At 41.6% G+C, this 22,774-nt stretch carries 30 protein-coding genes, 1 tRNA gene, 1 pseudogene and 2 riboswitches; of the genes and pseudogenes, 11 read left to right on the top strand and 21 right to left on the bottom strand.

What is annotated here, in order from left to right; all coding sequences use genetic code 11:
• Window positions 1–115: 115 nt before the first annotated feature.
• A complete protein-coding gene (locus tag GKC25_RS10715) occupies window positions 116–1,072 on the top strand; it encodes a DUF1385 domain-containing protein (RefSeq protein WP_034661270.1) in 957 nt (318 codons plus the stop codon).
• Window positions 1,073–1,110: 38 nt separating this feature from the next.
• On the top strand, window positions 1,111–1,506 hold the full coding sequence (locus tag GKC25_RS10720) for an SA1362 family protein (protein ID WP_034661271.1): 396 nt from the start codon (window positions 1,111–1,113) through the stop codon (window positions 1,504–1,506).
• On the opposite strand, the gene GKC25_RS10725 is transcribed toward GKC25_RS10720, so the two are convergent.
• The 3 genes from GKC25_RS10725 to GKC25_RS10735 all read right to left on the bottom strand — a co-directional run bounded on the left by GKC25_RS10725 (window position 1,503) and on the right by GKC25_RS10735 (window position 4,047).
• The gene (locus tag GKC25_RS10725) at window positions 1,503–2,378 is read right to left on the bottom strand and encodes a patatin-like phospholipase family protein (protein WP_034661272.1); all 876 of its coding nucleotides are present in this window, start codon (window positions 2,376–2,378) and stop codon (window positions 1,503–1,505) included. The genes GKC25_RS10720 and GKC25_RS10725 overlap by 4 nt on opposite strands.
• A 312-nt stretch (window positions 2,379–2,690) precedes the next feature.
• Window positions 2,691–3,125, bottom strand: coding sequence for a transcriptional regulator MntR (gene mntR, locus GKC25_RS10730; protein ID WP_003215946.1), 435 nt, complete (start codon window positions 3,123–3,125; stop codon window positions 2,691–2,693).
• 85 nt (window positions 3,126–3,210) lie between these two features.
• Window positions 3,211–4,047 carry a lipoate--protein ligase family protein gene (locus tag GKC25_RS10735; RefSeq protein WP_003216009.1) on the bottom strand — a complete coding sequence of 279 codons (837 nt, stop codon included), beginning with the start codon at window positions 4,045–4,047 and terminating at the stop codon, window positions 3,211–3,213.
• A 220-nt stretch (window positions 4,048–4,267) separates the two neighbouring features.
• Here GKC25_RS10735 and GKC25_RS10740 point away from each other — a divergent pair, with 220 nt between their 5' ends.
• Window positions 4,268–4,648: a rhodanese-like domain-containing protein gene (locus tag GKC25_RS10740; RefSeq protein ID WP_024718853.1), complete on the top strand. Its 381-nt coding sequence runs from the start codon at window positions 4,268–4,270 to the stop codon at window positions 4,646–4,648.
• A gap of 44 nt (window positions 4,649–4,692) precedes the next feature.
• On the opposite strand, the gene gcvPB is transcribed toward GKC25_RS10740, so the two are convergent.
• Genes gcvPB through gcvT form a run of 3 tightly spaced genes read right to left on the bottom strand, consistent with a single transcriptional unit; the run spans window position 4,693 to window position 8,603 of the window.
• The gene (gene gcvPB / locus GKC25_RS10745; protein WP_034661274.1) at window positions 4,693–6,150 is read right to left on the bottom strand and encodes an aminomethyl-transferring glycine dehydrogenase subunit GcvPB; all 1,458 of its coding nucleotides are present in this window, start codon (window positions 6,148–6,150) and stop codon (window positions 4,693–4,695) included.
• Window positions 6,143–7,489, bottom strand: coding sequence for an aminomethyl-transferring glycine dehydrogenase subunit GcvPA (gcvPA, locus tag GKC25_RS10750; protein ID WP_034661275.1), 1,347 nt, complete (start codon window positions 7,487–7,489; stop codon window positions 6,143–6,145). The genes gcvPB and gcvPA overlap by 8 nt, the downstream gene beginning before the upstream one ends.
• A gap of 16 nt (window positions 7,490–7,505) precedes the next feature.
• Window positions 7,506–8,603, bottom strand: coding sequence for a glycine cleavage system aminomethyltransferase GcvT (gene gcvT / locus GKC25_RS10755; RefSeq protein ID WP_034661277.1), 1,098 nt, complete (start codon window positions 8,601–8,603; stop codon window positions 7,506–7,508).
• Between the two features lie 104 nt (window positions 8,604–8,707).
• Window positions 8,708–8,803: riboswitch (glycine riboswitch) on the bottom strand.
• A gap of 3 nt (window positions 8,804–8,806) precedes the next feature.
• Window positions 8,807–8,914, bottom strand: a riboswitch (glycine riboswitch).
• A 250-nt stretch (window positions 8,915–9,164) separates the two neighbouring features.
• On the opposite strand from gcvT, the gene GKC25_RS10760 reads away from it, so the two are divergent.
• From GKC25_RS10760 to sinR, 4 genes are all read left to right on the top strand, one after another.
• Window positions 9,165–10,835, top strand: a complete 1,671-nt coding sequence (locus GKC25_RS10760; protein WP_187703963.1) for a DEAD/DEAH box helicase — start codon at window positions 9,165–9,167, stop codon at window positions 10,833–10,835.
• A 14-nt stretch (window positions 10,836–10,849) separates the two neighbouring features.
• The gene (locus tag GKC25_RS10765; protein WP_034661279.1) at window positions 10,850–11,647 is read left to right on the top strand and encodes a YqhG family protein; all 798 of its coding nucleotides are present in this window, start codon (window positions 10,850–10,852) and stop codon (window positions 11,645–11,647) included.
• 182 nt (window positions 11,648–11,829) lie between these two features.
• Window positions 11,830–11,994 carry an anti-repressor SinI family protein gene (locus GKC25_RS10770; RefSeq protein WP_003217357.1) on the top strand — a complete coding sequence of 55 codons (165 nt, stop codon included), beginning with the start codon at window positions 11,830–11,832 and terminating at the stop codon, window positions 11,992–11,994.
• Between the two features lie 33 nt (window positions 11,995–12,027).
• Complete coding sequence (sinR, locus tag GKC25_RS10775) at window positions 12,028–12,363, top strand: transcriptional regulator SinR (protein ID WP_095285385.1); 336 nt, start codon at window positions 12,028–12,030, stop codon at window positions 12,361–12,363.
• 67 nt (window positions 12,364–12,430) lie between these two features.
• Here sinR and tasA read toward each other — a convergent pair whose 3' ends face one another.
• From tasA to tapA, 3 genes are read right to left on the bottom strand one after another with little or no spacing between them, the layout of a single operon-like run.
• Window positions 12,431–13,231 (bottom strand): biofilm matrix protein TasA, encoded by an 801-nt coding sequence (gene tasA / locus GKC25_RS10780; protein ID WP_034661283.1) that lies wholly within the window; start codon window positions 13,229–13,231, stop codon window positions 12,431–12,433.
• 57 nt (window positions 13,232–13,288) lie between these two features.
• Window positions 13,289–13,861, bottom strand: a complete 573-nt coding sequence (gene sipW / locus GKC25_RS10785; protein WP_034662000.1) for a signal peptidase I SipW — start codon at window positions 13,859–13,861, stop codon at window positions 13,289–13,291.
• A 51-nt stretch (window positions 13,862–13,912) separates the two neighbouring features.
• Window positions 13,913–14,440 (bottom strand): amyloid fiber anchoring/assembly protein TapA, encoded by a 528-nt coding sequence (gene tapA / locus GKC25_RS10790; protein ID WP_034661284.1) that lies wholly within the window; start codon window positions 14,438–14,440, stop codon window positions 13,913–13,915.
• 299 nt (window positions 14,441–14,739) lie between these two features.
• Between tapA and GKC25_RS10795 the strand changes: the two genes are divergently transcribed.
• Window positions 14,740–15,018, top strand: a complete 279-nt coding sequence (locus GKC25_RS10795) for a DUF3889 domain-containing protein (RefSeq protein ID WP_223249903.1) — start codon at window positions 14,740–14,742, stop codon at window positions 15,016–15,018.
• Between the two features lie 33 nt (window positions 15,019–15,051).
• Here GKC25_RS10795 and GKC25_RS10800 read toward each other — a convergent pair whose 3' ends face one another.
• From GKC25_RS10800 to GKC25_RS10840, 9 genes and pseudogenes are all read right to left on the bottom strand, one after another.
• Window positions 15,052–15,246 carry a YqzE family protein gene (locus tag GKC25_RS10800; protein WP_024718846.1) on the bottom strand — a complete coding sequence of 65 codons (195 nt, stop codon included), beginning with the start codon at window positions 15,244–15,246 and terminating at the stop codon, window positions 15,052–15,054.
• A gap of 58 nt (window positions 15,247–15,304) precedes the next feature.
• Window positions 15,305–15,688: a competence type IV pilus minor pilin ComGG gene (locus GKC25_RS10805; protein WP_095285386.1), complete on the bottom strand. Its 384-nt coding sequence runs from the start codon at window positions 15,686–15,688 to the stop codon at window positions 15,305–15,307.
• The gene (comGF, locus tag GKC25_RS10810) at window positions 15,685–16,185 is read right to left on the bottom strand and encodes a competence type IV pilus minor pilin ComGF (protein ID WP_095285387.1); all 501 of its coding nucleotides are present in this window, start codon (window positions 16,183–16,185) and stop codon (window positions 15,685–15,687) included. Before comGF ends, GKC25_RS10805 begins: the two co-directional genes overlap by 4 nt.
• The gene (gene comGE, locus GKC25_RS10815; protein ID WP_034661291.1) at window positions 16,124–16,441 is read right to left on the bottom strand and encodes a competence type IV pilus minor pilin ComGE; all 318 of its coding nucleotides are present in this window, start codon (window positions 16,439–16,441) and stop codon (window positions 16,124–16,126) included. The genes comGF and comGE overlap by 62 nt, the downstream gene beginning before the upstream one ends.
• Window positions 16,425–16,871, bottom strand: a complete 447-nt coding sequence (comGD, locus tag GKC25_RS10820) for a competence type IV pilus minor pilin ComGD (protein WP_095285388.1) — start codon at window positions 16,869–16,871, stop codon at window positions 16,425–16,427. Before comGD ends, comGE begins: the two co-directional genes overlap by 17 nt.
• Window positions 16,864–17,157 carry a competence type IV pilus major pilin ComGC gene (gene comGC, locus GKC25_RS10825; protein ID WP_003217322.1) on the bottom strand — a complete coding sequence of 98 codons (294 nt, stop codon included), beginning with the start codon at window positions 17,155–17,157 and terminating at the stop codon, window positions 16,864–16,866. Before comGC ends, comGD begins: the two co-directional genes overlap by 8 nt.
• Before the next feature lie 16 nt (window positions 17,158–17,173).
• Window positions 17,174–18,214 (bottom strand): competence type IV pilus assembly protein ComGB, encoded by a 1,041-nt coding sequence (comGB, locus tag GKC25_RS10830; protein ID WP_034661294.1) that lies wholly within the window; start codon window positions 18,212–18,214, stop codon window positions 17,174–17,176.
• A pseudogene (gene comGA / locus GKC25_RS10835) lies at window positions 18,195–19,263 on the bottom strand (competence type IV pilus ATPase ComGA). Before comGA ends, comGB begins: the two are co-directional and overlap by 20 nt.
• Before the next feature lie 177 nt (window positions 19,264–19,440).
• On the bottom strand, window positions 19,441–20,313 hold the full coding sequence (locus GKC25_RS10840; RefSeq protein WP_341031810.1) for an STAS domain-containing protein: 873 nt from the start codon (window positions 20,311–20,313) through the stop codon (window positions 19,441–19,443).
• A gap of 98 nt (window positions 20,314–20,411) precedes the next feature.
• Between GKC25_RS10840 and GKC25_RS10845 the strand changes: the two genes are divergently transcribed.
• Window positions 20,412–20,482, top strand: a tRNA-Gln gene (locus GKC25_RS10845).
• Window positions 20,483–20,537: 55 nt separating this feature from the next.
• On the opposite strand, the gene GKC25_RS10850 is transcribed toward GKC25_RS10845, so the two are convergent.
• Complete coding sequence (locus GKC25_RS10850) at window positions 20,538–20,918, bottom strand: Spx/MgsR family RNA polymerase-binding regulatory protein (RefSeq protein ID WP_034661298.1); 381 nt, start codon at window positions 20,916–20,918, stop codon at window positions 20,538–20,540.
• 213 nt (window positions 20,919–21,131) lie between these two features.
• Here GKC25_RS10850 and GKC25_RS10855 point away from each other — a divergent pair, with 213 nt between their 5' ends.
• Complete coding sequence (locus tag GKC25_RS10855; RefSeq protein WP_003217440.1) at window positions 21,132–21,374, top strand: DUF2626 domain-containing protein; 243 nt, start codon at window positions 21,132–21,134, stop codon at window positions 21,372–21,374.
• A gap of 48 nt (window positions 21,375–21,422) precedes the next feature.
• Here the strand turns inward: GKC25_RS10855 and GKC25_RS10860 are convergent, their stop codons facing one another.
• On the bottom strand, window positions 21,423–22,061 hold the full coding sequence (locus GKC25_RS10860) for an MBL fold metallo-hydrolase (RefSeq protein ID WP_095285390.1): 639 nt from the start codon (window positions 22,059–22,061) through the stop codon (window positions 21,423–21,425).
• A 157-nt stretch (window positions 22,062–22,218) separates the two neighbouring features.
• Here GKC25_RS10860 and GKC25_RS10865 point away from each other — a divergent pair, with 157 nt between their 5' ends.
• Window positions 22,219–22,392: a DUF2759 domain-containing protein gene (locus tag GKC25_RS10865; protein WP_003217333.1), complete on the top strand. Its 174-nt coding sequence runs from the start codon at window positions 22,219–22,221 to the stop codon at window positions 22,390–22,392.
• 23 nt (window positions 22,393–22,415) lie between these two features.
• On the opposite strand, the gene GKC25_RS10870 is transcribed toward GKC25_RS10865, so the two are convergent.
• Window positions 22,416–22,730 carry an MTH1187 family thiamine-binding protein gene (locus GKC25_RS10870; protein WP_034662003.1) on the bottom strand — a complete coding sequence of 105 codons (315 nt, stop codon included), beginning with the start codon at window positions 22,728–22,730 and terminating at the stop codon, window positions 22,416–22,418.
• Window positions 22,731–22,774: the final 44 nt, after the last annotated feature.

The following is a 22,774-nucleotide window of genomic DNA, read 5'->3' on the forward strand; positions in this document are numbered from 1 at the left end:
GATAGAATTCTAGTAGATAATCGACCTGTGCGCTAGTGATTTCCCCTCATTTCCTGTACAATAAAGGTATAAGGAAATGCATGTAAATTACAGGAAACAGGCAGGTTGATGAAATATGTCCAATCAAACAAAACGTCCAGCATATGGAGGGCAGGCAGTTGTCGAAGGTGTCATGTTTGGAGGTAAAAAGAACTATGTGACAGCGATTCGGCGAAAGGATCAGTCCATTGAGTTTTTGAAGCTTCCCCGGACCTCCAATAAACGAACCGCCTTTCTCAAGAAAATTCCCTTTGTCAGGGGTGTTGCTGCACTTGTTGAAGCAAGCGCAAATGGCAGTAAGCACTTGAACTTCTCCAGCGAGCGCTATGACTTAGATCCTTCAGAAGATCATACTCTTGAAAAAGAACAAAAAAGCTCGAAATTATCCATGATTTTCGGCATTGCTGTAATCGGAGTTCTCTCTCTTCTCTTTAGTAAATTTGTCTTTACCCTAGTACCTGTCTTTTTAGCTGAACTGGTGCGGCCCGTCTTTTCAGGGAATTTCGCACAAATCGCAGTGGAAACATTCTTTAAACTGGTCCTGTTATTAGGCTACATTTACTTTATTTCCATGACCCCTTTAATTAAAAGGGTATTTCAATATCATGGCGCAGAACATAAAGTCATAAACTGCTATGAACAGAATCTTGACATCACAGTGGAAAATGTCCAAAAACAATCACGGCTGCATTATCGATGCGGCAGCAGCTTTATTTTATTCACTGTCATTGTCGGAATGTTCGTCTATTTACTCGTACCGACAGATCCTTTATGGGTGAGAGTTCTGAATCGCTTGGCGCTCATTCCGGTTGTTCTGGGCATTTCATTTGAAGTGCTTCAGCTCACGAACAAACTCCGAGAAGTGCCTGTGCTTAAAGTGCTTGGCTATCCTGGCCTTTGGCTGCAATTGCTCACAACAAAAGAACCCTCTGGCGATCAAGTCGAGGTAGCCATTGCAAGTTTTAATGAACTTCTTCGTTTAGAGGAAGCGTCTGAGAAACAAGCGTCAGATTCTGCTCATCAAGTGATCTAACTTATAAATCCGGTAAATTCCTTCGGAGGTGGACAGTTATGAATCGCCGAGTACATCCTGCTTTTACCATTATTTTCGCTTTAGGTATTTTGGGATTTGTGTATTTACTCACAACGAATCCAGGCAGACTTTTTACAATGCTGCTATCAGTTGTGATCATTGGAGCGGCTCTATTTTTCCTATTTAGATGGCTGATGAATCGAAGAACTGGAACAGAGGGCAATCTTTATCGTAAAGCAGTCAAACAATCAAAACGTCGCTACCAGCAGCCTAAACCAAAAACGAAAAGCCAGATGAAAAATCGGGTCACTCATTTGCGAAGCGTGCCGACTGACCACAAGTCTAAGCCCGTCCTTCTCAAAAAGAAAAGCCAAACACAGTTAACTGTGATTGAAGGCAAGAAAAACAAAAAGAAAAATCGCGCCTTGTTTTAAAATGTCCAGCTTTTTAAAAATTGCTCGGCTTTCTGTCTGCCTAGATCGACAAGCGCCTTTTTCTTTTCTGTCATCAGATGAAAATCAGTGGCAATGACGTGTTCTACAGGAATAAAAATAACATGACGTTCGTGTTTTGTGGCAATGTGTCTTTCGTCATGAGCACCACGCATCGTTTCAAAAAGAGCGCCAAACAGTTCAAACGCATTGCGGATGGAGTGTTGAGGGCGTTCTTTTTCGTTTGGGGTTAATGTGACACCGACGAACGGTCTTTTTTTCTCTTCCGCAAACAACCAAATTGGAAAATTGCTAAGCACTCCTCCATCCACAATGGTACAAATGCCTTTTGATGACCTTAGTTTGACAGGCTCGAAAAAATACGGCAGGCTGCAACTCATCCGAATCGCCCTTGCAACGGAAAAGCGCTCTGGATTTAAGCCGTATGAAGGAAGGTCGTCTGGCAGCACGAGGATTTTCCCATTTGTTAAATCAGAGGCAACAATTTTCAGCGAATCTTTTTTGAGATCTCCAAATACGGTGACCCCTTTTCGTTTCAACACATCTGTCAGCCATTTTTCCAGCCGGTCGCCTTTGTACAGACCGAGGCGCCAGTAAATGGATACCCACCTGAGCATTTTAAACGGAATGAATTGGCATCTCCTATCAAGCAAATGATGTTCATCCATTTCATCTAAAAGCTCCCGAATCTCCTGACTTGTAAAACCTGCTGCGATGAGTGAAGCAATGATCGCTCCAGCACTTGTACCAGCAAGACGGACAAATTGATATCCTCTCGCTTCAAGCGCTTCATAGGCACCCGCAAGTGCTGCCCCTTTAATGCCTCCACCTGAGAACACACCATCTATCTTCATCAAGGAGCCCCCTTTGATATCACGCTATTAATAGTGTAAGAGCATATGCTTTCAATTAGAACTTTAATCAAAAAGGACACCCATGCTGAGGGTGTCCTTTCAGCGTGTAGACAAACCCTCGCATTCGTTGTCAGGTCTGCGCTCCGGTGCTCACGAATGTCAAATTCGCTCCGCTCCGGTACTCGTCCTTCCTAGACTGCAAAGGTTTTCAAGTCACGCTGAAAAAAAAGAAGACAAAGGGCTAAAATAAAGTTCATTTTAGCCCTTTGTCAACAATATGAAAGAACACCCTTGCTGAGGGTGTCCTTTTTCTTAAGATTCTTGATTTGTTTGTTCGTTTTTCTTTTGAATCGCTTTCAGCTGAACAGATCGCTCGTCGTTTTCTTCAAAGAATTGAACGAGATCGCCGATGCGGTCAATGCTGTTCCAGCTGAGATGATGTTCAATGCCTTCTACATCATCATAAATTTTCTCTTCATCTACACCAATGATTCTTAAAAATTGCTCTAGCAGTTCATGTCTGTATACGAGACGTTTTCCAATTTTTTTGCCTTTCGGGGTTAAAATTAGACCACGATACTTCTCATAAATGAGGTATTCATCTTTATCTAGCTTCTGAACCATTTTTGTTACAGAGGAGGGATGGACAGCGAGTGCTTCTGCAATATCAGAGACTCTGGCATATCCTTTTTCTTCTATCAGCATATATATTTGTTCAATGTAATCTTCCATACTAGGTGTAGTCATAAAACCCCTCCATAATGCACCTTTACTTAATAATCATAACAATTCTACACCATCGCCCATTAAAAAACAAGGAGTGTCCACTGTCTTAACGCTTGTAATTCCACTCGTCTGAGGCATATTTCGTTTTGGCGAGATGATGAACAAACGCTAATTCTTCATCTGTCAGCTCATAAGGCACAAGCTCAATATTTAACCCTTTTTCAAATCCTCGTTTAAACGCAACACGCGCATCGTCTATTGTACAGGTTCGGTCTGAGATTTCATTGATGGCGACCGCTTTGTTTTTAAAGCTCCGCTGCATCCGCTCTCTCACACGGTCGTTTGGATAAAGAAATAAATCGAACAATTTGTCCTCATCAAGGTCAATTAAGATGGAGCCGTGCTGGAGGATCACTCCTTTTTGTCTCGTTTGAGCACTGCCTGCTACCTTTCTGCCTTCTACGACAAGCTCATACCAGGAAGGAGCATCGAAGCATACAGACGATCTTGGATTTTTTAAGCTTTCTTTTTCTTTATCTGTACGAGGAATGGCAAAATATGCATCGAGTCCCAGTTCTTTAAAGCCCTCTAAAATGCCTTCTGAAATGACGCGGTATGCCTCTGTCACCGTCGCTGGCATTTCTGGATGTTCCTCTGACACAATCACGCTGTAGGTCAGCTCCTGATCATGAAGAACCCCCCGCCCTCCAGTTGGTCTGCGGACAAACCCAAGACCATAGCGCTCGACTGCTTCCATGTTGATTTCCTTTTCAACATGCTGAAAATACCCAACAGACAATGTCGCCGGATTCCATCCATAAAAACGGATGACAGGCGGGATGAGCTTCTCACTATGCCAATAAAGCAAGGCTTCATCCATTGCCATGTTAAAGGCTGGGTCTTGATTTCCTGTATCAATGAAACACCATTTCTCTTTTTGCATATAAAAATCCCTTCTCTTTTACGTAGTCAATGTTAGATGATGGTGATGGCCACCGGTTTTCTCTCTTCATCAGTCTATCAAATAGGGAACGAATTGAAAATAATTCTTACCATTTATGATGACAAGTTTCTTTTGCTTTACTATAATAGTATTTGTCTAAAACGTACCATCAGACAGGCTACTGTGCTGATGCTCAAGAAGGAGTCGAGTTGTATTGTCAATATTCAACTATATCGTCCTCTCACTTTGTGGACTTTTCGTTCTTTATTCCATCGGCAGCTACATTTATCAGCAGCGCATTATGAAAACGCTGACGGAAGCAGAATTTATTAAAGGTTACCGCAAAGCTCAACTCATTGATGTGAGAGAGCCAAATGAGTTTGAAGGCGGACATATTTTAGGGGCAAGAAACATCCCCCTTTCCCAGCTAAAGCAGCGCAAAAATGAAATTCGTCCTGACAAGCCTGTTTATCTCTATTGCCAAAACAATTTAAGAAGCGGAAAAGCAGCTCAAACTTTACGTAAAAACGGCTGTCGTGAGATTTATAATTTAAAAGGCGGCTTTAAAAAATGGGGCGGCCGCATCAAAACAAAGAACTAACAAAAAAGACTCTGGGAGCGTGGTCCCCCTGAGTCTTTTTTTCTTTATCTTTCAAAAACGAGGACTGGATTCCGCGCGGCCTTTGTTTCGTCCATTCGTTTGACGACCGTCGTATGCGGCGCTTCCTGTACCACTTCTGGATTCTCTTCTGCTTCTTTGGCAATCTGAATCATCGCTTCGATGAAGGCATCAAGAGTTTCTTTTGATTCTGTTTCAGTTGGTTCAATCATGATACATTCCTCTACATTGAGCGGGAAGTAGATCGTTGGCGGATGATAGCCAAAATCAAGTAATCGTTTAGCAATATCGAGTGTCCGCACACCTAATTTTTTCTGACGTTTACCTGAAAGGACAAATTCATGCTTACAGTGACGGTCAAATGGCAAATCGAAATGAGCACTTAAGCGGCGCATCATATAGTTCGCATTTAACACGGCATTATCCGTTACAGCCTTTAGGCCGTCTGGACCCATAGAGCGAATGTACGCATATGCTCTGACGTTAATGCCAAAGTTGCCATAGAACGGCTTCACGCGGCCAATTGATTCTGGTCGATCATCATCAAAGTAAAAGCGGCCTTCCTTCTTCACAAGTACCGGCTTTGGCAAGTACGGAATCAAATCCTTTTTTACACCAACAGGACCTGAACCAGGGCCTCCGCCTCCGTGTGGACCTGTAAAGGTTTTATGAAGATTTAAGTGAACGACATCAAATCCCATATCCCCCGGTCTTGCTCTGCTTAAAACGGCATTCAAGTTGGCTCCGTCATAATAAAGCTTACCGCCAGCTCCATGAACGATTTCAGCCATTTCTAAAATATTTTCTTCGAATAGGCCGAGTGTATTCGGATTCGTCAGCATTAAAGCAGCTGTTTCTTCATTGACAACACGGCGCAGGTCCTCTAAATCAACAAGCCCATTCGTATCAGATGCGACGGTAATGGTTTCAAATCCGGCCACTGTCGCAGATGCCGGGTTCGTTCCATGGGCAGAATCAGGCACAATGACTTTTGTTCGCTTATGGTCTCCTCTTGCTTCATGGTACGCACGGATCATCATGAGTCCTGTCCATTCCCCGTGTGCTCCTGCCGCAGGCTGTAATGTCACAGCGTCCATCCCAGTAATTTCTTCAAGATGAGCACCCAGGTCGTGGAGTAACTCTAATGCACCTTGCACAGTGTCTGCCTCCTGTAGTGGATGGACTTGCGCGAAGCCTGCAAGGCGTGCGACCTTTTCATTAATCTTAGGATTATATTTCATCGTACAAGAGCCAAGAGGATAAAATCCGGAATCGACCCCATGATTACGTCTTGATAATGCTGTATAATGACGCATGATATCAAGCTCAGATACTTCAGGAAGCTCAGCATCCTCATGACGGATATACGTGTCATCAAATAAAGACGGGATCTCCTGTTCAGGTACATCTAAATCAGGCAGGCTATAACCAATTCTTCCTTCTTTGGATAATTCAAAAATAAGCGGCTGATCTTGTTTATTCATGGCGATCCCCCAATTCCTTAATGAACGTATCAATTTCTTCTTTCGTTCTTAGCTCTGTTACGGCGACAAGCATGTGATGTTGAAGCTCTGGGTAGTCTATCCCTAAGTCATAGCCGCCGATGATTCCTTTTTCAAGCAATCGTTTATTGGCTTCTTTCACAGGCTCTTGTAATTTGATCACAAATTCATTAAAATGGGCCCCTTCTACATCAGCAAGCAGTCCATATGTTTGAGCCTGCGTCTTAGCATAGTGCGCTTTTTGCACGTTTTGATAGGCGATGTCTTTGATGCCTGTTTTTCCGAGTGCTGTCATGGCAACGGAAGCGGCTAATGCATTTAATGCCTGATTCGAACAAATATTGGACGTCGCTTTATCTCTCCGAATATGCTGCTCACGCGCTTGAAGGGTCAGCACAAACCCACGAACACCATTTTCGTCTTCTGTCTGCCCCACTAAACGACCTGGCACTTTTCGCATCAACTTTTTCGTCACAGCAAAATATCCGCAATGCGGTCCGCCAAACGCTGCTGGAATGCCAAACGGCTGTGCATCACCAACGACAATGTCTGCCCCAAGTTTTCCTGGCGGCGTCAGTAACCCGAGTGCAAGCGGATTGCTTGAGACAATGAACAGACTTTTCCCTTTATGCGCAATAGGTTCAATGTCTTTTAACGGTTCGACGACACCAAAAAAGTTTGGATATTGCACAAGAACTGCTGCTGTATCGTCGCAGACGGCCTTCTCTAATGCTGCTAGATCCGTCTGCCCTTTTTTCGCAGGCACTTCAACAACTTCGATGTGCTGTCCTTTGGCGTATGTTTTTAGCACTGCTCTTGATTCAGGATGAACCGTTTCAGAAACAACCACTTTTTTCTTTTTTGTATGTCCCGCAGCGAGCATCGCCGCTTCAGCTAATGCCGTCCCGCCATCATACATCGAGGAGTTAGCAAGATCCATACCCGTCAGCTCAGCAATCATTGTTTGAAATTCAAAAATGGCCTGTAATTCACCTTGCGAAATCTCCGGCTGATAAGGTGTGTATGCTGTATAAAATTCAGAACGTGAGATGACATGATCAACAATAACAGGCTGGTAATGATCATATACACCGGCACCAAGAAACGATGCATAGGAAACCGTATCTTTATTCTTTGCAGCTAATCGGGATAATTCCCTTACGAGCTCTGTTTCAGATGCGGCTGGTTTAATGTTGTATGCTCCTTTAAATCTCACTTTTTCTGGGATATCTGAAAAAAGCTCATCAATCGACTGAACGCCGATGACATCCAGCATTTCTTTTTGATCTTGCTCTGTTTGCGGCAGATACCTGTGCTTCATCCTCTATTCCCCCTCATTATTTGGCTCTTTTATAAAATGGTGTCGAGACGATTTTAGCTTTTAGACGTTTTTTGCGAACTTGTACTTCCACCTCTGCCTGAAGCTGCGCCTGAGAAGATTCGATCAAAGCAAGCCCGACATTTTTCTTTAGTGTTGGGGATTGTGTGCCCGTTGTGACAACCCCAATCTGCTTTTCTCCTGAAAAGACCGGATAGTCTGTGCGCGGAATCCCTTTATCGATCATTTCAATGCCGACAAGCTTTCGCTTCGCTCCCTCTTCTTTTTGCTTTTTGAGCGCTTCTTTGCCAATAAAATTGGCTTCTTTATCCGTTTTGACAGCAAAGCCAATCCCGCCTTCTAATGGAGAGATATCCTTTGTCAGCTCCTGGCCATAAAGCGGAAGTCTTGCTTCAAATCTCAAGGTGTCACGTGCACCGAGCCCGCACGGTATTAACCCTTTTGGCTTGCCTGCTTCTAATAAAGCCGACCAGATGTGGACCGCATCTTCTGACTGGCAGTAGATTTCAAAGCCGTCCTCCCCTGTGTAGCCCGTTCTTGAAACAAGCACTTCTTTTTGAGCGACCTCAGCTTTTGATAAAAATGTAAATGGCTTGAGAGATGTCACCTCTTCATCCGCCACATCTTTCATAATGTCAGCAGCAAGAGGTCCTTGAAGGGCTAGCAAGGCGATTTGATCAGAGACATTTTGGATCAATACGTCGTTCTCATTTTGATGCTGAAGCAGCCAATCCACATCTTTTTCAATATTTGATGCATTAATGACAAGCAAATAATTGTTCTTTTCTTTTTGATAGACGAGCAGATCATCCACCGTCCCGCCATCTTCATAGCACATGGCTGTATATAGTGCCTTACCGTCTGTCAGCTTAGACACATCATTGGTTAATAACCTTTGTAAAAAAGGAAGGGCATCTTGACCTTTGATTTCCACCTCACCCATGTGAGACACATCAAAAAGCCCTGCTTTTGTTCGAACAGCTTCATGTTCTTCTTTAATGGAAGAAAATTGGACAGGTAATTCCCAGCCCCCGAAGTCAATGGTTTTTGCGCCAAACGTTTCATACGCATGAAAAAGCGGTGTTCGTTTCAACATCAATCGTTTCCCCCTTTTTTCTTTCAGTGCAGATCACAAGCTGAATTTTCAGAAAAAAATCGCAGCAAAAAAGGACAGAGCGCTCCCTTTTATCAAAAAGAAGTCTCTGTCCTTGCACCTGAAAGTTTACAGCACAACAGCATTGTGCGTTTTCCCCTTTGGTGGTTTGCTAAAAATCGATGAGCAAACACTCTCCAGAGTTGCGTCCGGTAAGAGTACTTTTGCCTGAGAGATTCACTGAAACGATTCAGCTTGCTCCTTCGGCGCCTGCCAGTGTTAAATAACCGCCAAGTCTCTCCCCATACCATCATCCGCTCATATTCTTCACATTTATTGGACATACTATCAAAATGGGTGACTTATTTTCTAGATCACTTACCAACATCCTACCATTAGAAACGGATGAAGAGCAACAGAAAAATCATTAACATTTTTTAAACAAACATTCACTATCGTTCGCTTTTATTCATATATCTAGTCTTTTAAAGACCTCTTAAAAAATGAAGCGTTTAAATACAGAACAATTTTATCCTTAACCTATTAGAAAGGCAGGCGATCACATTGAATATTCAAACGATTTTTGATCAGGAATGGGCAAGTAAATTTCAGCAGCGGCTTGCAGCAGACGGCCCCTGGGCGAACTGGGAAATGTACCGTTTAGCGACGCAGGTCCAAAAAGTCACAGCCATTGATTCATTTGAAGGACTGCAAGCTCCCGCGCACCTGCCTGCATTCACGCCTTTAAAACATCAGCTTGAAGTAGCCAGAAGAGTCGTAGAAGAGATGAACGGAAAAGCCATTTTAGCAGATGAAGTGGGACTTGGAAAAACCGTAGAAGCAGGACTCATTATCAAAGAATACATGATTCGTGGACTTGCAAAAAAAATTCTCATACTTGTCCCCGCCTCCCTTGTGTCTCAATGGGTACAGGAGCTGCGGACGAAATTTTACATTGATGCTGTCGAACAAAAAAAGAGCTACGTGTGGGAGCAGTGTGACGTCGTGGTTTCCTCCATTGATACAGCCAAAAGACAGCCGCATCGAGACACCATTTTATCAATTGCCTACGATATGGTCATTATTGATGAAGCACACAAACTGAAAAACAATAAAACGAAAAACTATGAATTTGTGAGAAATCTAAATAAGAAATTCTGCCTGCTGCTGACAGCGACACCTATCCAAAACCGTATCGGAGAAATATTTAATCTCGTTTCCCTTCTGAAGCCAGGCCACCTCGGGAATGAACATCAGTTTAAAGATGTCTTTGCCAAAAAGGATTTACAGCTTGAAGACCACGACCGATTAAAACAGCTTGTGAATAAAGTGATGATTCGTAACCGAAGGCAAGACACAGGCATCGAGTGGACAAAACGGCATGTCAAAACGATTTCCATTGATTTCTCTCCAACGGAACAAGCTTTGTATGATGAAATCTGCAAGCTGAAAGAGAACCCGTCTTATGCAAAGCACATGTTTTCCATCATGACCTTGGAACGAGAATGCTGTTCAAGCCGCGAGGCGGTCTATATGACGATTAAAAAAATGCAGGAAGATGAAAAACATATCCTTGGATCCTCTGCTATAGCGCAAATTATGGAGAAAATCAATCAAGTTCAGCAAAACACAAAGGCGCTTGAAGTCGTCAAGCTTATTCAGCAGTTAAATGAAAAGGTCATTATTTTCACCGAATACCGCGCGACACAAATTTATTTACAATGGTTTCTTCAGCAAAATGGCATCAGCTCCGTTCCTTTTCGAGGCGGCTTTAAGCGGGGCAAAAAAGATTGGATGAAAGATTTATTTAGAGAACGGGCGCAAGTGTTAATTGCGACAGAAGCGGGCGGCGAAGGAATCAACCTTCAGTTTTGTAACCAAATCATCAACTACGATCTTCCGTGGAACCCGATGCGTCTAGAACAGCGAATTGGACGTATCCACCGCCTTGGACAAGAGCGAGATGTCCACATTTACAATATGGCAACAAACGGAACCGTTGAGGAACATATCTTAAAGCTTTTATATGAAAAAATTCAGCTGTTTGAAAACGTCATTGGCGATCTAGATGATATTTTAACGCGAATAGATATCAAAGATGCCGAAACAGAACTACATCAGATTCTCTTTCAGCACGAATCAGACGGAGACATGAAAAAGAAATTAACCCAGTTTGCTTCCTATTTATCAGAAGCAAAAACACCACTTTTAGAAAAAAGACAGCAAGGCTCATAAAGGAGAGTTGATCAATGGAGCAGCGTGACATACATACCTTTCTTCTCCGTTTCTTTCAGGCAAATCAATGCGACATACTAGAAGAAAGTGCAGGACATATGACCGTACAACTAACCATCGATATGGATAAATTGATTATGAACCGCCCTTTTTATTGGCACTGGCTTGAAAAAACTGGTGGTGTACCAGAGCCGCGGCAATTGACCCTCATCACCGATCAAAAAAAAGTGGATGATACGATTGAGGGTGAATTTATCCACTTCGGCTCCCCTCGTTTATTTCAAATATTTGAAGCTGTCAAACAGCAGGGCCGTTTTATCCGTCTCTATGAACGAGTCACTCCGCTCACGAACAACCAGATCGCACTCGAGCCATGGCTTGGTCTCAATGTGAAAATTTCTTATCTCGCAGATCGAAAGAAGGATAAGCTTTTATCACTAGGACTTCATCTAATACGCGGAGAAGTCGTTGAACAATTTCAAGAAAAGCTGGAAACCCGTGAGCTGTCATCTCAAATTCCCGATTATTGCTTTACAATGAGTACAATGATCAAGCCAGAAAGCGGGGTCAAACGGCTCTATAGTCTAATGGAGCGTTACGCCCATGAGGAACCAGACAATTGGGCGGTGAGAGCTGTTCAAAAATGGAAAGAAGACACTGAACTTTTAAACCAATTTTATGAAGGGACTTCAGACACATCTGTAGAATATGAAATAGAAAGACAAGCACTCAAAACTTTATACGAACCAAAAATCAGTCTTACGATTGAAAATGGCGGACTTTTTTACTTACAGCAAAAAAGAGGAGGTTGACCCATAGGTCCCCTCCCTTTCATGTGACATACAATTTTCGATCAGCCAAAAGCAACGTTTGTCTGTTTGTATTGGGCGGAAAAATGACGCAAGCAAACTATGAGGTCTTACCACCTGTGTCTTTCCATTTCATGCGTTAAGTGCCTGAAATACATGATTCAGTATTTTAGGAGGGTATTTGTATGGAAAAGAAAACGAACATATTAGACAGTGAATGGGTTCAATTATTACTTGAAGCTCGTAAAGCAGGGCTAACAGTTGAAGAAGTCCGTCAATTCCTCAAATCAAGTGAAAAGTCCTCTGAGTCTCACCCTCTGGTAAGAAGTCATTCTATCAAACCTTTCTGAATGTGCTATAATATCGAAAGGAAGGTGATGACATTGATTGGCCAGCGTATTAAACAATACCGCAATGAAAAAGGCTACTCACTATCAGAACTGGCCGAAAAGGCTGGGGTAGCGAAGTCTTATTTAAGCTCAATAGAAAGAAACTTGCAAACAAACCCCTCCATTCAATTTCTTGAAAAAGTCTCCGCTGTTCTGGACGTCTCGGTTCATACACTGTTACACGAAAAAGATGAAACCGAATACGATGGTCAATTAGATAGTGAATGGGAAAAACTAGTTCGAGATGCAATGACATCAGGGGTTTCGAAAAAGCAATTTCGTGAATTTTTAGATTATCAAATCTGGAAAAAAAATCAAGAAGAGGAGTAAAGCGCACATTTTAGCGCATACTCCTCCAATTGCTATGCAGAGCTTGATATCAGTCTAAAGACTGGCTTTATTTTTTATCTTCGCTGTGTGCTTTTTCGTTTTCTTTCACGTAGCCTTTTTCATCCGTATGCTTTTTGGGATTGATCGTTAAACCATTCCACTGAGTCGCTTCGAAGGAAAGATCAATTTGAATCGCATCGCCTTGGTATTTATTTTGGATATAGTGACCAGCTTTATCCTTCGTCTGGTCATTGACAAATTCAATGATCATTTCCATTTTATCGTAATCAAACGGGTTCTTTGGAATGCCGTCATACTCTGGAGCCACTGTTCCATCAACAGTTGCTACATTAATCTTCCCACTTTCATGTAAAAACTTCTCATCGACGGCATGACGAAGCTTTTCAAATGCGGTCTGATCCTGTTTTGACGTTAGTTGATGCAAGTCAAGCAGGTTTGCATGGTCTAAGATAATATTTTTCGGATAACCATTTCCACCTTCGGCTCCAACCGTAAGAACACTCACCTGAAACTGGCTGAGAAATTCTTCAGCTGTATTCTTACCGCCATTCTTCGCGGAAGCTCCGTCTTGAAACTGGCTGTAATCAAGACTCATCAGCACTTGATTGATCGCAAGCGATCCTTTATTTTCAAAATGAAATTCTTTCTTGATCCGATCACCAGGTTTTAAGTTCGCAAGGTTGATGGCGCCGGAGTTCTCTTTTGCTGATAAATCCAGCTCTCCTGTCGAGTAGACCGCGTTTGCCTTTTCTACATCGTTAAACGCCGCCCATGTCCCCCCGCCGATTAATGCAAGGCCTAAAGCCCCTGATAATACACCTAAACGAATTGATCTTTTCTTTGCCATGAATGAACCCCCTAATAAATTGTTTTATTGAAACCTAATTAGGTTACAAACGAAAATTTAAGCTTGTTCCTCTGACATATGTAAATCAGCCGTGTGTCTTCGGTGTTTTGCAGCGCCCACAAAATGAAGAGTGGAATAAACGAGCAGCATCACACCTGGTATAATGAGCAGCAACGCAGTTCCAGCCGAAGTCCCTGCATACGAAAGAAGCTTTCCTGCATAAGGAATGTTCACACCCGTATACTGCGCAGCCACCTGATCCGCTTTTACTAGCGTGCCGTCCTGATACATATTGTGGTCACCTTTCGTCTCAAAGGCTTTATTTGCTCCCTTTCCTTTCACCCCAACAATTCGGTGGGTCACATAAGACTGGTCCTGCTTCGTTTGAAACGTGATAATATCTCCTTTTTTAAGTGCCTCCGGTGAAGTCACTTCTTTTACGACAATGAGTGAGCCAGTCGAAAATTCCGGTTCCATTGATCCAGATAATACTTGCTTGAATTGATAACCGAAAATCTGTGGATCTCCCCCAGTAGTTCTTGAAGACAATACGACAATAATACATGCAATCATCACCGTGAACACCACCAGATAAAGAATACTTCCAGACATCTTCATCCATTTTTTCATGACCTCTTCTCCCCTTCGCCTATCATTGTTTCCTTTAGAAGACAGCTCCATTTAGGATGCCTTTTCTTGACACTTTGCGAGCTGCATATGTTTAGACCATATGAATGCTTCTTCAGATCCACCAAAACCTTTAGGATAATAGATTTTAAACGCATAGATTCCATTCGTTTTTGCTTTATCTGTCGTGACAGTCGTTGTTTCTTGTGAAAGAAGGGACTGTATAGAGCCTTTTTCAAGAATATGACCATCTTGTAACGGCTTCTGCTCACTTTTTACTTTATGTAATTCCCATTTCCATTCAGAGTGTGCAATAGGTTGTCCACTATTTTTTAGTGTCATGCTCAGCTTTTGAGGCGCGCAGACTGTTCCTTTGTTCATCGTTTGATCGATGAGTTCCAAATGACTTCTATCCCATTTGGTAGGCTGACAATGCTGATCCGTCTGTTCAAAATTTTCGCATGTTTTCATGACAAAGTTTGAGTGCTCAACATCGTTAAAAGAAGCGTTCGTTGTTGAGATCAAAAGAGATGTGAAAATCAAACAAATGGCACAAAAGAGTACAAAGAGCGACTGTTTCATTCATTCTCCAACTCCTTGAACGATTGTTCTTTAATAAGAACGATTACATACAGTATAAGGAAATACCTATAAAACCCAAAACGTCAAATTAGTCCATTTTGTTCGTAAACAAGAACCATTACGAGAAAATTCTTCCATTTTCTCATTCTTTCGCCGTATTCAATAATTTTTTGTGTGACATTTGTACTTCTTAAAAATTTACATAAAAGTGCAGCATTTGGTCAGAATAATAACAGGTGAGGTGATGTGAAGTGAAATATGGAAAGATGATAATCATGCTCAGTTTACTGTTGAGCCCTATGATACACGACGCCAATCCTGCGGATGCGAAAGGTTTCACTGCCGCCGCAGATCAATGGGAAACACGGGCAGTCAAAGAAGCAAAGAAACGATATCCGCTGGCACAAGTCTTATTCAAACAAAAAGTATGGGACCGTCATCGTGAGAAGGAATCTGTGAAACAGTATCATATTACGTTAAAAGACCACACCAAAGAATTTGGGGTATTTGTCACTATTTCTTATAACCCTTACTCAAACAAGGTCAATAAAGTGATTGTTGTGGAAGAATACAGCTAAAGGGGCATAAAAAAACCGCCTGTTGGCGGCTTTTTACTTTCGTCGATGTCGCTGACGTTTTTTTAACATCATTGAAAACCCAAACGGCAGAACCCCAAATAAACGCTGTGAAAATGGCGGTTTCGTTTCCATTTTCTCTTGTTTATGTTCCTTCCGTTCGTCACGTGGTGTATTCATATATTTAATGATTTCCTGCGTCATATATTTTACATAGTCATTGGTTTTCAACACATTCACCTCTTCTTTCTTCAAGTGTTACCTAGAAGAGGATCATTTTATACACTGGCTATTCAGGGTTTGCCCATTTCATGATTTCACGGGTCTTCCAATCCAGCACCAGTTCCCGCTCATCTGATAAACCATCCTTTGCTTTCACACTGACTAACATGAGGATACGCTTTTTCTTTTGATCGCATGTCATCTGCTTCAATGTCACGCGGCCTTCTTCAGTGTCAATATGGGTATGCTGCTTTTCACACAAACGATGTAATGTACGGGCAGCTTCACTCGCCCCCACCCTGAAAAGCTGCTGTTTTTTATAAAAAGAAATCGTCAGCTCTGCACTTCTCAGCTCTTTTTGAAACCCTATCGTCATTGATCCTAGGATCAAGAGAAAAAATAGAATCGCAGCCAGTACATGCGGATAGATAAATCCTCCTTCTCTTTTCACGATGTAGGAACCACCCCTTTATATATGAAAAAAACGGCTTCATACACCTTACCAGATTCATCTGTGACTTTCAGGATGGCTCTATATTGATTCGTTCTGACACGAAATTCTTTCACCTTTTGCAATAAAGGAAGATGGCCTGCTTGATCCATTCGCTTCCGAAGCATCTCTTGATATGGCTCAATCGTTACCACTCGCCCTTGACTAGATACATACTCTAACGCTTTACCTCCTTGCACCGATCTAACAGCCGTTGCACGGCTTAATTCCTCATCTAATTGCAGGACAGTCTGTTTCCACTCCATTTGTGAAAATCGGTTAATCTCTTCAAAAGGACGGGCTTTCTCAGCTGTAGAAAAGATTAGTACACAGCCAAAAGAAAGGAACAAAAATAGCTGTAATTGCCACAAAGCCTGGACAAGGGTAAAACCTTGTTCACCGTTCAGCAACATGGTGAAAGCATATGGTCTGCTTTTTTTGTATTTTGTATGATACACATCCCTTCTCTTTACTCCAATTGAATACATATGTGACGTCGCCTCGTTTCTTTTTGACAGAAGGTTTTGTACCATCTATGAACGATTCATTCATCTGTTCATGCAAGATTTGGTAAGCTTCAAGTTTGGCTCTTACTTCATTTTTCCCTATCATGATTTTTTCATAGGCTGGCATGAGCACAAGGGCTGCAAATAGGAAGATATGACAAGCAAACAGCGCCTCAATCGTACTAAACCCTCTATTGTTTTTGAACATGGATTCGCCCGCTTCCTAAATAGATCGTGAGTTTATACGTTTGACTGCCAAATTGAATGATGAGAGACCCGCCGCTGCTTGGATGTCCGTTTACATTAAAATAGATACCTTGTGGAAATGTAGAAGCCTTAATGCTTCCCTTTTGATGCTGAAAAGAAGCAATGACTTCGCCATCCTTTTGATCGATTACCTGATACGATACATGTGGCGGATGGAATTCAACATACACACGTGTTTTTTTGATAAATGCAGTATAAGCAGCCAATTGAAAATCTTGTTTCATGATGTCCACTTGTCTTTTGGCTTCAGCGCCTTCTATTAAATTTGGGATTTTTCCTCCTATGATCGACAATAGAATCGATAGAACAAGTAAGATCATTAGCTGTTCAATGAGGGTAAAACCCTTCTCATGAAAAATCAATTTATTCATGCTTCACATGGCCGTTTTGAATGACAATCGCTTTTCCATTAGGACACGTTAATCCCTTTTTGACATAGCCTTCTTTTTCTAATTCAGCTAAAGATGGTGTCTTGCCATCATGCTCTAATTCATATGCCATCACCTGTGTGCTCACCATTGATTTAAGCCCTTCACAGCCCTTTGCTTGAATCGTTTGGTGGTGACGAGTGATATTCGGAATGGTAATAAGTAAAAGAATCGAAATCACGAGCATGACAATTAACATTTCTAACAGGGTAAATCCTTTATCATTCATGTCTTTGTCCTCCTTCTTACACTTGCTCCATGAGTTGATACATTGGTAAAAGAATAGATAGATACACAATGAGTATAAGAAGTGCTGTCACACCATAGATAACCGGCTGCAGCCACGAAATCCATTTTTCAATTTTCAGCTCTGCATTCTCTAATAGAAATTGGCTGTACGTGTACATTTCTCTTGCAAGCATCCCGCTCGCTTCACCATGCTCGATGACGGCTGCAAAATGTTTCTCGAAAAAAGGAGACGAGCTTACTTGATGTGCCATGCTTTCTCCTTTTCTTAGCTCTTCAATCATCTGTTCTGATATTTCTTGAAGAAAGGGTAAGTAGCTTTGCTGTTTAAAAGCTAGCAAGCTCTCGTACATCGATAATCCAGCTTGAAGCAGTCCGCTTAACTGAAGAGAGAAAAGGTACGTATGCAACAGCCGCATTCCTTTATATAAAAAAGGAAACCTGCTTATCACCCTCAGCTTCTCAAGGGTGGACTTTTTCCTAAAAAAGACAGCATAGTATCCGGTCAAACAGATACACACACAGCCGATGAGGAGGAGAGAAACATGCAGCAATTGAAAAAGTCCAAACATACCTTGAATCAGCCATGACATTCGGGTATCCATCGAGGAGTACAAGAGAGAAAATTGAGGAATGATCATTTGCTGAACGAGTATGAGCACGACCAAAACCGTAAAGATGAGGAAGATCGGGTAACGTAACATGCGTTTAAACGTGTCTACCTGTTTGATTTTTTTCTCTAAAAACCGCGCGCTTTGTTCAAGTGCTTGTGCTAGACTGCCATGCTTTTCGGAGAAACTTAATATGGCAATGACTTCCCGCTGAAATTGGAGTCTCTCCAGCACCACATAAAAAGGCTCCCCTTCGAGCAGCCACTGAATGCCCGGTGTTAATTGCTGCTGCTGCTCATTCGACAACTGGATATTCACCATCGTTAATGCCTCAATCACTGTATATCCAGCCTGAATCAATTGAGCAAGTTTTGATAGACATTCCGCTTGGTCCTTTTTCGACCATGCTTTAGAGGCTTGCTTCTTCATAAACCCAGCGATGATAGGTATTTTTCGATAAATAGCCTAGTGCCACTCCTTTACGAATTAATCTTTGCAGTGTTTCATATGACGAGTGAGCATATTCTCCTTTAGCCTCCTTGATACACTCACCAAGCTCCTTTCCGAACAGCAGTTCAAATACATTTGTTCGTCTGACCGGTCGATTTAATTTACAGTAAAGCTGACATGTTTCTCCGCAAAAAGGACAGGTGAGCTCGATTAATCGCTGCGCAGCAATCGCAACCATCGTTTGTTCGAGTTCATTCATTGTGACACCAAATTCAAGCATACGATAAAGGGCTCCTTTTGCATTTTTCGCATGGAGCGTACTCATCACTAAATGGCCTGTCAGTGCTGCTCTAATTGCCGTTCGGGCCGTTTCGGCATCTCTTATTTCTCCTAGCACAATCAGATCTGGATCATGTCTTAAAATAGCACGTAATCCTGCGGCATATGTGATGCCGGCTTTTTCATTCACTTGAACCTGTAACACTTCTTCATTTCTTGTTTCCACAGGATCTTCAAGTGTAATAATATTTCGGTTGAAATTCTTTTTTGCAAACTGGATTAATGAATAAAGGGTTGTTGTTTTCCCTGAATTTGTTGGACCGGTAAATAAAATCAGCCCATGCGAATGATTCAAAAATGATAATAACCTGGTGGAGGCTTTCGGAAATAGTGACAGATGTTTTATTTTTGGAACATGATCCTGCGGCAATATTCTAATCACTAAGCTCTCATCATTTACAGTTGGTAAGGTAGACATCCGAATAAACACCTGGCCGCTTCTTAGCATCACAGCTAGTGACCCATTTTGCGGCCTCCTTTTTTCCCCTATATCCATGGATGGAAAATTTAAAATGAGCAATGAGCCGCTCGCCGCTTTTTTTATCAATGGTTCGCTGCTGAATTAAATCTGAGTCTACGCGGAAAGATACCGACGCTTCCTTTTCTTTTGGAACAATATGCACATCAGATGCTCTCATGCGGCATGCTTCTTCTAGCAGCTCTTGTCCCAAATATTCAATACCATACAAATGGTTCACTCCCTTCTCTGACCATATTGTAAGTTGGAGGAACCTGTCTGACAAAAGAGCATTTTATCATTTTAACGACTAATCATGCGAAAAAATCATCAGCTTGCGATGGAAAACGTGGTTTTTTAAAAAAGAGCATATAAAAAAACCTGACTTTTACAAGTGCAGGTTTTTTGGTCATGTTGCTTCTTGCGGCTGTTCTTCAAAAATACGAAATCCTCTTTTTTCTAAAGCTTTTGCAAGGCTGTGTTCAGTATTTACTTTTGAGAAATCAATGCCCAATTTCACGACGGTTTGAGCAATTTCTGGGCGGATGCCTGAAATAATCGTCTCGATTCCTAGAAGCTTCGCACTATCCACCACTTTAAAGAGCTGATAAGCAACCATCGTATCAACGACCGGTACGCCTGATATATCAATAAACAAATGCGTTAGACGCAGTCTTGAAGCCTGTTCTAGTACGGATTCTAGAATAATTTTGGCCCGGTACGTATCAATCTCTCCGATGAGCGGCAAAATCCCAATTTCCTTTGAAACTGGAATAACAGGAGCACTCAGTTCCTGAATCATCTCTCTTTGTGCATTTAGCTGACTCAGTGTCACACGGTCGTATTCTTCTGATAAACGCTCGATCATATTATCAAACGTGGAATGAAAATGCTGATTCCACCCGCACACATCTTGGAGCGTCACTTCAAGCTCGGTTTCTAGTATGAATTTCTCGATTCTCGAACAGAAAATCTGACGGAATATCTTAAATTGTCCAATGATTTCATATAAAGGCACCTCGTGAACGGCTCGATCACGTGCAATATCAACAGACCATTTTTTTAAATGATTTTCTACTTTGTCTGACAGCGTCACAAGCGTTGCTGCAATGGTTTGAATAAACGCTGTGTTCTGTTCCTTCAGCTTCATTTCCGTTTCCTCTGAAGCATGTTTGGAATATAATGAGCCTTCTTCTGTTCTTGTTTTCAGCCATTCTTCGGTCATGATAGGGGCTTCTTTTAGGATAAATTCATATAATTGCTTAGATTTTTCATTTTTCATTTACTTCTTCCGCTCCTTTTTCACTTAAAACTAGTGACATACAACTTTTATGTATAAATGACCGCAGATGGTGAACAATATCATTACACGTTTGATATTGGGCTATAGCCAAGTGGTAAGGCAATGGACTTTGACTCCGTGATCGTTGGTTCGAACCCAGCTAGCCCAGTTCAGCACAAAAACGAAGACGGCTGAAGAATGTTTCAGCTGATCTTCGTTTTTTATTAGGAAACCGATTGATGAATCGCTTTCTTTTTTGATATTTTCATGAGTTCCCCGGGATTATAGCCTACTACCAATTTATTTCCATCAAGGATAATTGGTCTCCGGAGCAGTTTTGGTTTTTCAATGAGAAGCTGAAGAACCTCGTTTACTTTTAAATCATTAATATTTAAATTTAAGCTTTTAAAAGCCTGGCTTCGTGTGGCTAAAATTTCATCCATTCCTTCTGTTGTTAAGGAAAGAATCTTTTTTAATTCATCTAGGGTTGGCGTTTCTCTGAAAAGGTGACGCTCTTTAAAATCAATTTGATTCGCCTTTAGCCAATGTTTTGTTTTGCGGCAAGACGTGCAGCTCGGGTATGAATAAAAAGTAATGTCACTCATTAGTCTTCCTCCTTAGGTCGTTAACCTTTTCTCTTATGGAGTAAGTACCCTCATGTATTTCGGCATAAACACGTTTTGATCACTTTTTCAAAAAAATTTTTTCTACTTGTAAAATAAATGTTCACACGTTGTCAAAAATGTAAATGTTTACATAACAAGTGGTGATCAGCTATAATATGAATCAAAGGGGTTTTTTTAAGGGGAGGGAAAGAAATGAATCGCATGTTCCGCGTGCTTGGCTTTTGGACGGGTATTTTTGCTGTCATGTTCTATTTAGGGCATATGAAAGATGCATCGTTGCTGTTCTTCGGTCAAACCGTTCTTTTTGTATTTTTATCCTACTTGAATTTATCCGAAAGAATGTATATTTACATTTTCGGAGCGTACTTGACGATTTTCTTTGCCGGATTTACATATTATTCGATCTTCATCATGGTTCCCGGTACCGGACATTAATTGAAAAAAGCGTCTCTTTAAAAAGAGATGCTTTTTTCATACCTGTGTTTAAAGAGAAAAACCATTGATAAACGGATTTTGCTCCTGCTCTGTGAGTACAGTGGTTTCACCGCCATGTCCACTTAAAATAAGAGTTGATTCTGGTAATGACAACAATTTGTTATGAATCGATTGAAGCAGCACTTCTTGACTGCCCCCTACTAAATCTGTTCTCCCGATGCCACCTTCGAATAACGTGTCACCAGAAATCACAAATCCTTCTTCCGCCGAATAGTAAGACACACTGCCTGGTGAATGCCCAGGTGTATGGAACATCTCTAATGTAAACGATCCAATTTGAAGAGTTCCTTCTGACGTAATTAATTTTTCTGCTTCTTTGACCGTAATTCCATTCCCAATCAATCGAGCTGAACCGTTTAATTCAGCGTTCGTCAGCCATTCCTTTTCATTCTCGTGTACATAGAGTGGCACTCCCCACTCTGCACGCACCTCATCTGCCGCACCGATATGATCAAAATGAGCATGTGTCAGTAAGACAGCAAGCGGTGTGAGCTGTTTTTCTTTTATATAGGAAATCAGCTTTTGTGCTTCACCGCCTGGATCAAAGATTAAGCATTCTCCGTGCTCATTTTTCCAAATATACGCATTCGCTTGTACATAGCCTAGTGGCATTCTTCTCCAATTCATTTTCATCACCTACTTTATTCATTCTTTTTTATTATGAAGGCTACACAATAAAAATTCAAACAATCGTCAACTGGAATCTACTCGACAAGCTTTATGAAAACGGTTAAAATGAAAAGAAAGGAAATCAAGGGGATTGATGACAAAGGGGGACTTTCACATGATGCTCGTCATTATTTTTGGTCTAGTCACGATTTTAGCTGCACTCGGGATCTATCGCTCACTTAAAAAAGTGAACGTACTTGCGATCGCTTTTGCTGGCGCGACATTTTTGGTTTTTGGATGGTTTACTGTCATGACCATCATCTATAGCGGTTATCCAACCGCACATTAAAAGCCTGCAATAGCAGGCTTTTTTTATTGATTCAAGTGCTTATTCACGCTTTCTATTTTACTTGTAAGCGTTGTGGTTTGATCCCGCCTGTCATCAATGCGGATATTGGTGGCTACGCGGTGCAATCCCTTTTCAAAAGGTGCTTCATGAATGCGCTGAATGACTTCAAATAAAACAGATAATTCACCTTCAATTAACGTATTCATTGGTGTTAATTGATAATTAATTTTCCCTTCTTTTTGAAAGCCTTCTAAAATTCTTTGTACATCTGCTACATAAGCACTGACACTTGGTGTTTCAGTACCTATTGGAATGATGGTCACATCTGCTATGGCCATGTTTCTTGCCCCTTTCCATTGAATCCTCATGTTTTCTCGTCCTC

The organism is Bacillus pumilus, assembly GCF_038738535.1.
Taxonomy (GTDB): Bacteria; Bacillota; Bacilli; order Bacillales; family Bacillaceae; genus Bacillus.